The sequence below is a fragment of the Aquaspirillum sp. genome (genome assembly GCF_055136605.1).
The window spans coordinates 1-10,614 of record NZ_JBSQVP010000073.1 but is presented as its reverse complement, the minus strand read 5'-3'; the positions used below and the strand labels follow the sequence as shown (position 1 = coordinate 10,614).

The 10,614-nt window shown below is 51.8% G+C and carries 12 protein-coding genes; 1 reads left to right on the top strand and 11 read right to left on the bottom strand.

Annotation, left to right across the window (positions count from 1 at the left end):
* Positions 1-311: 311 nt before the first annotated feature.
* A complete protein-coding gene (locus ACTBZS_RS10690; RefSeq protein WP_463044108.1) occupies positions 312-1,955 on the top strand; it encodes a methyl-accepting chemotaxis protein in 1,644 nt (547 codons plus the stop codon).
* A gap of 3 nt (positions 1,956-1,958) precedes the next feature.
* Here the strand turns inward: ACTBZS_RS10690 and ACTBZS_RS10685 are convergent, their stop codons facing one another.
* The 11 genes from ACTBZS_RS10685 to ACTBZS_RS10635 form a co-directional block, all read right to left on the bottom strand.
* Positions 1,959-2,489, bottom strand: coding sequence for a disulfide bond formation protein B (locus ACTBZS_RS10685; protein ID WP_463044107.1), 531 nt, complete (start codon positions 2,487-2,489; stop codon positions 1,959-1,961).
* Positions 2,486-3,832, bottom strand: coding sequence for a metalloprotease PmbA (gene pmbA, locus ACTBZS_RS10680; RefSeq protein ID WP_460431116.1), 1,347 nt, complete (start codon positions 3,830-3,832; stop codon positions 2,486-2,488). Before pmbA ends, ACTBZS_RS10685 begins: the two co-directional genes overlap by 4 nt.
* Positions 3,833-3,894: 62 nt before the next feature.
* Positions 3,895-4,281, bottom strand: coding sequence for a lactoylglutathione lyase (gene gloA / locus ACTBZS_RS10675; protein ID WP_460431117.1), 387 nt, complete (start codon positions 4,279-4,281; stop codon positions 3,895-3,897).
* A gap of 22 nt (positions 4,282-4,303) precedes the next feature.
* Complete coding sequence (locus ACTBZS_RS10670; protein ID WP_463044106.1) at positions 4,304-5,059, bottom strand: lysophospholipid acyltransferase family protein; 756 nt, start codon at positions 5,057-5,059, stop codon at positions 4,304-4,306.
* Between the two features lie 8 nt (positions 5,060-5,067).
* Positions 5,068-5,607, bottom strand: a complete 540-nt coding sequence (gene gmhB / locus ACTBZS_RS10665) for a D-glycero-beta-D-manno-heptose 1,7-bisphosphate 7-phosphatase (RefSeq protein WP_022654000.1) — start codon at positions 5,605-5,607, stop codon at positions 5,068-5,070.
* A gap of 88 nt (positions 5,608-5,695) precedes the next feature.
* A complete protein-coding gene (glyS, locus tag ACTBZS_RS10660; RefSeq protein ID WP_463044105.1) occupies positions 5,696-7,774 on the bottom strand; it encodes a glycine--tRNA ligase subunit beta in 2,079 nt (692 codons plus the stop codon).
* Positions 7,775-7,777: 3 nt separating this feature from the next.
* A complete protein-coding gene (locus tag ACTBZS_RS10655) occupies positions 7,778-8,233 on the bottom strand; it encodes a surface-adhesin E family protein (protein WP_460431120.1) in 456 nt (151 codons plus the stop codon).
* 7 nt (positions 8,234-8,240) lie between these two features.
* Positions 8,241-9,140 carry a glycine--tRNA ligase subunit alpha gene (glyQ, locus tag ACTBZS_RS10650; protein ID WP_460431121.1) on the bottom strand — a complete coding sequence of 300 codons (900 nt, stop codon included), beginning with the start codon at positions 9,138-9,140 and terminating at the stop codon, positions 8,241-8,243.
* Between the two features lie 79 nt (positions 9,141-9,219).
* Positions 9,220-9,999 carry a ParA family protein gene (locus ACTBZS_RS10645; RefSeq protein ID WP_463044104.1) on the bottom strand — a complete coding sequence of 260 codons (780 nt, stop codon included), beginning with the start codon at positions 9,997-9,999 and terminating at the stop codon, positions 9,220-9,222.
* The gene (locus ACTBZS_RS10640) at positions 9,999-10,373 is read right to left on the bottom strand and encodes a response regulator (protein WP_463044103.1); all 375 of its coding nucleotides are present in this window, start codon (positions 10,371-10,373) and stop codon (positions 9,999-10,001) included. The genes ACTBZS_RS10645 and ACTBZS_RS10640 overlap by 1 nt, the downstream gene beginning before the upstream one ends.
* An 11-nt stretch (positions 10,374-10,384) precedes the next feature.
* Positions 10,385-10,614, bottom strand: a 230-nt coding sequence (locus ACTBZS_RS10635) for an ATP-binding protein (protein ID WP_463044102.1), incomplete at its 5' end; no start/stop codon positions are given.

Sequence of the window (10,614 nt, the reverse complement as noted above, 5' to 3'; positions counted from 1 at the left end):
TGGTAATTGGCGGTTGATCGTAGCGGATGCTGTTGATCAAATCAGACAGCAATTCGGGTGATTGGGCAAAGAGACGTTTGAAGATGTAATCGTTCTTCGGGTCGAGCAGCGGCAGCATGATGGGAGTGGGGCTGAGGGTAACGGCTGATTGTAGTTCAGGTTTGTGTTACATACGGCGGTGTTTTGCCGTTTTTTGTCGATGTTGTAGACACCCAACTTCCTCTCCAACAAATCAAATAAACAAAAGTCATATTTATTGCTTTGGGCATACATATTGCTTTATGACGGATTTGTTTCGTTGCAGGGAGCGCATGGGTATGTGGCAAGGCAAGTTTTCCACCGGGCAAAAATTAGCCTGTTTGGTGATGTTACTGCTGGGTTTTATGATGTTAATTGGCATTTCCGGTCGGATTAGCCAACAAAACATCTTGCAAGATTTTTCCTCAACCTACCAAGACCGAGTTATTCCACTCAAACAACTCAAAGTCATTGCGGATCGCTATGCAGTGGATATTGTGGACAGCACGCACAAACTTCGTGCCAACACGCTAAGCGCAGCCGATACCCTGCGTGGCATTGAGCACGCGCAAAGTGCAATTCGCGAACATTGGCAACACTACCAAGCCACCAAACTGACACCCGAAGAAGCACGATTAGCCGGTGAATTAGCTGTTGCCATGCAACGGGCCAACCTTGCAGTCACCCGTTTACAACACATTATTCGGCAACAAGATCAGGCTGGCTTACAGCAATTTGCTGAACATGAACTTTACCCCGCCATTGAACCGGTCTCTGCCATCGTCAGCCAATTAGTCGATTTACAACTCAGCGAAGCAGAACGCGAATTTCAGCAAGCACAACAAAGTGCCCAACACTACGCCCAGTTATCTTTGCTTTTACTGTGCTTAGCTGCTTTGGCTAGCTCGGTATTTGCTTATGTGTTGATTCGGCGTTTATTACATCGACTGGGAGGTGAACCGCATACCGTGGCACATATTGCACAGCGCATTGCTGAAGGTGATTTAACTCAAGCTGTCCAAGGTACACATCGGCCAGATAGCATCACAGGGGCGATTCATTTAATGCAAAATACCCTGCGCCAGCTGTTATCCCATAGCCAATATGGCAGCCAACAACTGGCACAAGCTGCTCAACAACTGCACAGTGGTAGCACACAAATTCACGCAGCGAGCCAACAACAAAGCGAGGCGGCCAGCCAAGCGGCAGCGGCGATTGAGGAGTTAAGCGCCAGTATTGAAGCAGTCAAAGAACGCGCCCATGCCACTCACCATGCGATTGCCCATATTCAAACCATTAGCGATAACAGTCAGCAACAGCTCAACACCACTGCCCACTACATGCAGACAGTGACCACAAGCATGAGCACATCACTGACGCGCGCCCAACAACTCGATCAACGCTCACAAGCTATCGACCATACCTTAACGCTGATTCGCGATATTGCCGATCAAACTAATTTATTGGCTTTGAACGCAGCGATTGAAGCTGCCAGAGCAGGGGAACAGGGGCGGGGATTTGCGGTGGTGGCGGACGAGGTGCGTAAATTAGCCGAGCGGACAGCTTCATCAACCCATCAAATCAGTGGCGTGATGCAGGATATTCGCCATGATATTGCCAGCATCGCCCAAACCTTGGCAGAGACAAGCAGCAAGCTTGAACAGGGCCGTAGCCAAACCGATGCGGTATGTCAGGACATCCAAGCGTTGCAACACACCATTAGCAGCGTTGGTGTACAAGCACAGGGGATTTTTCAAGCATTGGAAGAACAAAGCCATGCAAGCATTGTGTTGGCAAAAAATATTGAACACATTGCCAGCATGGCAGAAGAAACCAGTCAGGCCACCACACAGGCCACCGTGGCGACCGATGAACTGCACCGATTGTCGCATAGCCTACAGCAACAAATGGGACAGTTCCGGTTGGCAGGGGGATAACAATTAAAATAAACGGCGGCGGGGTTGGCGTTGTAATAGCAGATACAGGCTATACACCGCCAACAACACAAACAAGGCCGCTGTCCACATCGGCATCGAAGCGCCTAAAAAAGTCCAATCAATAGCAGCACACTCGCCACTACCTTGAAACACCTTTTTCAGTAAACTGGTCAGCGGCATGGTTTCTAACATGAACTCCAGCCCCGGGCCGCAGGCTGGCACTTGTTCAGCTGGCAATAGCTGCAAACGGACATGCCAGCCAGCAACACCGGTGCCAGCCAGTGCCGATAACAGCGCACCGGCTGCCATGCCACGCCGCCAACCACCAGCAGGCACTAACATCCCGAGAAAAGCCCAGCCACCCACAGCCAGCAACGCCACCCGTTGGAAAACACACAGAGGACAAGGTTCTAAACCCCATACATGCTGGGCATATAAAGCGAAGGCAAAACCTGCGGCACAGGCCACAAACAACAAGAAATGGGCCGAACGGCCTTGAGGCCAAATCGACCGGCGGTGGAAAGAAAGGGTCATACACCAGCCACCGTCATGTTTTGTAGCAAAATAGAACCAGTTTGTTTGCCACCACGAATTTCAATATCCGAACCAATCGCCACAATATCGCGGAACATCTGTTTCAGATTGCCGGCAATAGTGATTTCTTCAACGGGATAGGCCAATTCGCCATTTTCCACCCAGAAACCCGCCGCGCCACGCGAATAGTCTCCAGTCACCGGATTCACCCCATGCCCCAATAATTCGGTCACCACTAAGCCAGTACCCATCAGCTTTAACAATGCGGCAAAATCCTGGCCGGTGGAAGCCAATAACAGATTGTGAGCACCGCCAGCATTGCCAGTGGTTTGCATCCCCAATTTGCGGGCAGAGTAAGACGACAGGAAATACCCCTGCAACACACCCTCTTTCACCACATCACGGGCATGAGTGGCAACCCCCTCAGCGTCGAAACATCCCGAGGCCAAGCCCCGTTTAATAAACGGGTCTTCATATAACTGCACGCAAGGAGCAAAAACTTGTGTGCCTAAACTATCAGCTAAAAAGGTGGTATTGCGGTAGAGACTACCGCCCGACACCGCTGCGACAAAACTTCCCAATAAGCCCGCCGCCAATGCGGGTTCAAATAACACGGGTACTTGACAGGTTTTTACCCGTTTTGCCCCCAAGCGGCGCAAGCTGCGCTCGGCAGCGCGGCGACCAATTTGTGCCACAGGCGGTAAATCATCCGCACAACGCGCCACAGCATACCAATAATCACGCTGCATCCCCGAATCATCCTCGGCAATCAACGATGCCGAAAGCGCATGGCGGCTGGTTTGGTAGCCACCACTAAACCCTGCACTGTTGGCATAAATAAATTGGCTGGTGTGGGTAGAGACATTTGCCCCTTCCGAATTGCGAATGCGTGGATCTAATGCCTGACCCGCCGCTTCCATCTCTTTGGCCAAATCAATAGCTTGTTCAACGGGGACATGCCAAGGGTGGAATAAATCGAGGTTATCACCACGCCCTTGTGCCAATAAAGCACTGTCGGCCAGACCCGCGCAAGGATCGGCCGCCGTGAAACGCGCAATGTCACGCGCAGCGCGCACGGTAGCGAGCATGGCCTCTTCGCTAAAGTCGGACGTGTTAGCATGGCCTTTACTTTGCCCGATATACACCGTCACGCCTAAGCCCTTGTCACGGGTGTACTCCAGCGTTTCCACTTCACTCAGTCGCACACTGACATTTTGCCCCTGACTTTCCGAGACCTCGACCTCTGCCGCTGTTGCGCCTTCTTGCTGGGCTAAGGTCAACACCCGTTGACTTAACGCTTCTAATTGTGTTTGGGAATACGAAAATGGCTGTGCACGATTCATGATGTTCGCTTTTCTATGTGGTTAGCTCTCTTGGGGTCACCCAGCGCAAAAACGCCATGTACCTAGTGAGATTTTTGAATAAATTCAATCTTGTAACCATCGGGGTCTTCGACAAAAGCGATGACAGTGGTGCCATGTTTCATCGGCCCTGCTTCACGGGTTACCTTGCCCCCTTTAGCACGCACCGCATCACAGGCCGCTGCCGCGTCTGCCACTTCCACGGCGATATGACCAAAGCCATTGCCTAGATCATAGGCCGAGGTATCCCAGTTATGTGTCAGTTCAATCACAGTTTGAGCATGTTCTTCACCATAGCCAACAAATGCCAAGGTGAAACGACCTTCGGGATAGTCTTGGCGCCGGAGTAATTGCATCCCTAATACCTCAGTGTAAAAAGCGATGGAACGCTCTAAATCACCCACCCGCAACATCGTGTGTAATAAACGCATAAAATCCTCGACGATAAAAGAGTTAATGTGATGGTTTTGCCTGTGGTGTCGCTTTGGCACAAGGGCCAACGCCACTGATTTCGCTTTGCCGTGCTTCAATCCAATTTTCTAATTCTTTGGTCATTTGGTCTGGGGTTTGACCAGCAGGGACAATCGGTTTACCCACCACCACAGTAATTTCTCCCGGATATTTGCGGAAGGAGTTACGCGGCCAAAACTCACCTGCATTTAATGCCACCGGCACCATTGGTGTCTCCAAGTCGCGGGCCAAACGCGCCGCCCCTTGTTTATATTTGCCACGTTGTCCCGGAGGAATGCGTGTCCCTTCTGGGAAAATGACAATCCAAAATCCGGTTTTCAAGCGCTCACGGCCTTGATCGATCAAACGTTGGGCTGCGCGAACACGGTCACCGCGATCAATCGCAATCGGGCTGGTCATGGCCAAGCCCCAACCAAAAAACGGGATCCATAACAATTCGCGTTTTAACACCCACACTTGTTGTGGAAAAATCAGCTGCAACGCCATCGTTTCCCAACCAGATTGATGTTTACACGCAATAATCGACGGCGTGGTCGGAATATTCTCGGCACCAATCACTTTGTAGCGCAAACCACAGGTCAGACGTAGCCACCACATCATCACCGGTGTCCATAAGGTAATCACACGATGACGCTGCATGGCCGGCAGTGGAAAAGCCAGTAAACCCAAGGTAAAGAACAATGGGGTAATCACGGCCAACCCCAACCAATACAAACAAGAACGTATCCAAACCAGCATTATGGCTCTCAAATCTGACTAAGTAAGAACTCAGCCGCAGCAAACAAATCATCAAAAACTAAGGTTCCAGCCGGTAAGCCGCCTTTTTCTAAGGTTGCACTGCCTTTGCCTGTTTTGACTAAAATAGAACGCCCCCCCACCGCCGCCACCGACTCCAAATCACGCAGGCTATCACCAATCATGATTAAGCTATCGGGTTTGACCCCATACCGCTCGGCAATATCAATTACCATACCGGGTTTCGGTTTACGGCATTGACAGCCGGCATCGGGGGTGTGAGGACAGAAGAAAATCGCATCAATTCTGCCGCCGGCCCGTTGCACCATACGGTGCATTTTCTCGTGCATCGCATTCAGCGCGTGCATGTCGAATAGACCTCGTCCTAGACCGGATTGATTGGTGGCAATGACCACCTTCCAGCCGGCTTGTGACAACAAGGCAATCGCTTCGGGTGCACGGTCGAGGGCAACCCATTCCATGCTGTTTTTGACAAAGTCGTCACGGTCGTGATTGATCACGCCATCGCGGTCTAAAATCACCAGTTTCATTGTTTTTTTCCTGTGCCGTACGATGCCAAGCAAGCGCAGAGACCCTCTGAGTCTCTGCGCCAGCGGAAAGTGAACCCACGCGATGGAATTACTCTGCTAACAGAGAAATATCCGCCACTTGGTTAAACAAACCCGACAACTGCGCCAACAACGCCAACCGATTGCGGCGAACCGATTCGTCATCGGCCATCACCATCACCTGTTCAAAGAAGCTATCGACAGGCGCTTTCAGGGCAGCTAAACGACTTAAGGCCGTTTGGTAGTTACCCGCAGCAAAAGCCGCCTCAACTTCAGGGCGAATCGCGGTAACTGCGGCAGCCAACGCTTGTTCTGCCGCTTCGCTCAGTAAAGCAGCATCGACGGTTGCGCTGACCTCACCCTCCACTTTCTTGAGGATATTTTTCACCCGCTTATTTGCCGCAGCCAAAGTGCTGGCTTCTGGCAGAGAACGGAATGCAGACACCGCCGCCAATACCGAGGTCAATTGATCGAGACGACGCGGCGACAACGCTAACACGGCATCAATCTCATCCGCGCGGTGTTCCGCCGCCAATAGATTTTTCAATCGTTCCAAGGCAAAACCGTAGAGTGCAGATGCGGTGTCAGCTGCCAACAGACCCGCAGGGAATTGCTGCACTGCACGCTGCAACAGGTCGGATAAGTCTAAAGGCAATTGTGCCTCAACCAACATCCGCAACACACCCAGCGCTTGCCGACGCAGGCCAAACGGGTCTTTATCACCGGTCGGGATTAAGCCAATACCCCAAATACCTGCCAAGGTTTCTAGTTTGTCGGCCAACGCCACCGACAAGGCAATTGGGCCCTGTGGCAGGGTATCACCAGCAAAGCGAGGGTGGTAATGGGCTTCAATCGCAGCGGCAACAGCCTCATCTTCACCATCTAAACGGGCGTAATACATCCCCATAATGCCTTGCAGCTCGGGGAATTCACCGACCATTTCGCTGACCAAATCGGCTTTTGCCAAGCGACCGGCGCGCCGCGCCAGCGCCACATCCGCCCCCAACAGACCAGCAATCTCACCGGCCAACGCTTCAATGCGCTCGATACGTTGCAGCTGGTTGCCAATTTTGTTGTGGTACACCACTTCGGCCAAGCGCGGTAAACGTGAATCGAGTTTGGCTTTTTGATCTTGTTCAAAGAAGAAACGGGCATCAGACAACCGCGCACGCAACACCCGTTCATTGCCGTGAATAATGTGTTGCGGTTGGTCGCTTTCTAAGTTGGACACCAATAGAAAGCGATTGATCAATTTTTGTTGTTGATCGAGCAAGGGGAAGTATTTCTGATTTTGCTGCATGGTCAAAATCAGACATTCCTGTGGCACTTTCAGGAAATCAGCTTCAAAACCCGCCTCGAGTACCACCGGCCATTCGACCAACGCGGTGACTTCATCTAACAGCGCATCGTCCGCTGCCAATGTCGCTTGCAAGGCTTGGCTGCGTTCTTGCAACTTGTGACGAATCAGTTCACGACGGGCTTCAAAACTGGCAATCACGCGGCCTTGATCGTGCAAGGTGCGGGCATATTGTTCTGCCGAAGGAATACTGATCTCCCCCTTGGACAAGAAACGATGACCACCGGTGATGCGGCCAGATTGCAGACCCAACACTTGTGCCGGCACAATCGCTTCGCCATGCAAGCAGACCAAACGATGTACTGGGCGCACAAAGGTCACCTCAGAATCACCCCAACGCATGACCTTAGGAATTGGCAGCTTTTTCACTGCGCTATCAATCGCTGCGCTCAAGACTTGATTGAGTTGTGCGCCTTCGGCGGTATAGGTGTAGAACAAGCTTTCGCTTTTCCCATCGGGACGGCATTCACACTGCGACACGATGTCGGCACTGAGGTTTTTCGCTTGTAACTTTTTCAATAAAGCGGGGGTGGGTTGCCCTTCTTGGTCGAGTGCGACAGTCACCGGCATCAGTTTTTCTGACACGATTTGGGCTGGCCCAATCGCAGCCACATCGCTGATGGTGACGGCCAAACGGCGCGGACTGGCATAACGATGGACAACGCTGCTATCACTGCACAGTTGTTTATTTGCCAGTTCTTGGTGGATGGTATCGGCAAAAACGGCGGCTAAACGGGGCAGCGCTTTTGGCGGAAGTTCTTCGGTAAATAATTCAACGAGTAGAGTTGGCATGGCTTAGGGCTTGGTCGAAAGAGAATAGGCTGGATGGTTAATGAGCGTGCAGGCGGTGGTGACCATGGCTTCCCCCATTGAATCAGCACTGACTTCGAGGAACTGCCACGCATGGCGTTGGATATCAAACATGCCAGAAAATACCGGCTTGCGTTCCTTGTCCAAATAGTCAGAGCGCGTGAAAGCATAAATGTCTTTGTTGCAGTCCACCGCGACACGGGTGCGGCGGATAAAAAACCGCACATCCATTTTCTTTTCGTACATTTCTCGCGCATAACGCTCTTCATGTACAAAATGCAATAAACCATCCGCTTGAGTGGCTAACGAGGCACGATCAATCGCCAAGGACAGACGCGGCCCACGTTGGTAAACCAACCAGTTTTCTGCCGCTAACAGCGGCAAGCTGGCCATCATCAGACCCAAACCTAAACCAAGAGCAGAAAGAGTGCGTGCCTTCATGATGGGCTTACTCCGTTTTGGCCGTCGCCAACATGGGGAAACCCAATGCTTCGCGGCTATCGTAATAGGCTTGTGCCACTAAACGTGCTAAGGCACGGATGCGGCCAATATAAGCAGCACGCTCGGTAACCGAAATGGCGCCACGGGCATCCAACAGGTTAAAGGTGTGTGCTGCTTTTAAAATCATCTCATAGCCGGGAATGGCCAAACCGGTTTCTAACAACCGCTTGGCTTCGCCTTCAAACTGAGTGAACTGGGCGAATAAAAACTCGACATTGCTGTGTTCAAAGTTGTAGCGCGATTGTTCGACTTCGTTTTGGTGATACACATCGCCATAGGTCAGTTTGCTGCCATCAGGACGCACCACCCACACCAAGTCATAGACGTTTTCTACCCCTTGCAAATACATCGCCAAACGTTCAATACCGTAGGTAATTTCACCTAACACCGGTTTGCAGTCTAAGCCGCCAACCTGTTGGAAATAGGTAAATTGGGTGACTTCCATACCATTCAGCCACACTTCCCAACCCAATCCCCATGCGCCCAAGGTCGGGTTTTCCCAATCATCTTCGACAAAACGAATATCGTGCACACAAGGATCAATCCCCAATTCGCGCAAGCTATCGAGGTATAAATCTTGGATATTGCTCGGGCTGGGTTTGAGTACTACTTGATATTGGTAGTAATGCTGCAAGCGGTTGGGGTTTTCACCGTAACGGCCATCTTTCGGGCGGCGAGAGGGCTGCACATAAGCGGCATGCCACGGTTCTGGGCCAATAGCGCGCAAGAACGTTGCGGTATGGCTGGTACCCGCCCCCATTTCCATATCATAGGGCTGTAACAATGCACACCCTTGCCGCGCCCAATAGGCCTGCAAGGTTTGAATGATGTCTTGGAAAGTTAACATAAGAAGGAATTACGCCATCAAGATGAGAGATAAAGCGGTGATTCTAACGGAGCTGTCTATTAGCGACCAGCATCGCGCATTAACGACCCCGTCCTTGCGCCTCAAACAACAACAATAACTGCTCGGCCAACTGTCGATAGTCGGCATTCCCTCGGCTAGCCGGCGCATGTTCTAACACCGGCTTACCACACGCAAACGCCTCAGCCAGCTTGATGTCATTGCGAATGCCGGCCAACAGCCGCTGACTGCCGAATTGCTTAGCCATCTCGTCACAGATAGTACGATGTAGGCCAATGCGACTGTCCAACATAACCGGCAATAAGCCGACAAGACGCAGATTGGCATTTTGCTGCATCGCGACTTTAAACAAAATACGCGAGAGCTGTCGCACGCCTTCGGCGGCGAGGGCATGGGGAAGAAAAGGAATTAACGCCCAATCTGCAGCAGACAGGGCATTGAGTAGCAGAAAATCGAGAGAAGGCGGCGTATCGAGAATAATGAAATCATAGTGTTGCTGCACCGCCTCGGCACTTAACAACCGCTTCAACAATAATTGATCACCTGCCACCCGACTGTGTTCAAACATTGGATCAGCAGGGGCCAACCACAACCGTTCGCGGCCCGTGCTCAGGATAGCCGTTGATAAATCGGCGTTGTTTTCAGTGAGGATGTGATGAATGGTGTGGTGGGGTGGGATGTTTTTTAGCCCTAAACCCACTGCACAATGGCCTTGGGTATCTAAATCGAGCAACAACACCCGCAGCCCCAAGGTGGCCCAATGCGCGGCAAGGTTGACCGAGGTGGTGCTTTTACCCGACCCCCCTTTGCGGTTGCTGACCACTAAAACTTGGGCTGACATCAGTGCATTAAAGCCTGCTGCAACGCTTGGCGCAGCGCTTCACGAGAAAAAGGCTTACCCAAGGTGGCACACACCCCCAACAGCCGCGCCGACTCGAGGTTAAAGTCGGTGCTAATCGCCCGTCGTCCGCCAGACACCGCAATCACCGGAATAGAAGCACCGAGCTGGGCCAATTCCATAATCAGCTCAATACCATCTTTTTCTGGCATTAAAATATCGGTAATCACCACATCCGGGCGTTGTAAAGAGACAGCTTTTAGGGCTTCATGACCGTTGGTGGCGGTGGACACTTGGTGTCCTTCGCGCCCGACCATTTCCGTCAACATGCTGCGAAACAGCTCATCATCATCCACTACCAACACGCGTGCCATCATGCCTTCTTTCATTAAAACTCGCCGCCTTCCGAGTGAGCCGCCGGTGCAGCGATTTGAGGCAGATCTAAGATAAACTCACTGCCATCTCCAAGGCGGCTTTGGAGTTGAATCATACCACCGAGCTGGCTGACGATGCCATGCACAACCGACAGCCCCAAACCGCTGCCTTTGCCGGGGGCTTTGGTGGTGAAAAAGGGATCGAACACCCGCTGTTGTACTTCTTGGCTCATCCCCTCCCCAT

Bases quoted from the DNA above. Each gene is read 5' to 3' on its own strand.
- ACTBZS_RS10685 (WP_463044107.1), bottom strand. From the start codon at position 2,489: ATGACCCTTTCTTTCCACCGCCGGTCGATTTGGCCTCAAGGCCGTTCG.
- glyQ (WP_460431121.1), bottom strand. From the start codon at position 9,140: ATGTTAACTTTCCAAGACATCATTCAAACCTTGCAGGCCTATTGGGCG.
- glyS (WP_463044105.1), bottom strand. From the start codon at position 7,774: ATGCCAACTCTACTCGTTGAATTATTTACCGAAGAACTTCCGCCAAAA.
- ACTBZS_RS10640 (WP_463044103.1), bottom strand. From the start codon at position 10,373: ATGATGGCACGCGTGTTGGTAGTGGATGATGATGAGCTGTTTCGCAGC.
- ACTBZS_RS10655 (WP_460431120.1), bottom strand. From the start codon at position 8,233: ATGAAGGCACGCACTCTTTCTGCTCTTGGTTTAGGTTTGGGTCTGATG.
- ACTBZS_RS10670 (WP_463044106.1), bottom strand. From the start codon at position 5,059: ATGCTGGTTTGGATACGTTCTTGTTTGTATTGGTTGGGGTTGGCCGTG.
- gmhB (WP_022654000.1), bottom strand. From the start codon at position 5,607: ATGAAACTGGTGATTTTAGACCGCGATGGCGTGATCAATCACGACCGT.
- pmbA (WP_460431116.1), bottom strand. From the start codon at position 3,832: ATGAATCGTGCACAGCCATTTTCGTATTCCCAAACACAATTAGAAGCG.
- gloA (WP_460431117.1), bottom strand. From the start codon at position 4,281: ATGCGTTTATTACACACGATGTTGCGGGTGGGTGATTTAGAGCGTTCC.
- ACTBZS_RS10690 (WP_463044108.1), top strand. From the start codon at position 312: ATGGGTATGTGGCAAGGCAAGTTTTCCACCGGGCAAAAATTAGCCTGT.
- ACTBZS_RS10645 (WP_463044104.1), bottom strand. From the start codon at position 9,999: ATGTCAGCCCAAGTTTTAGTGGTCAGCAACCGCAAAGGGGGGTCGGGT.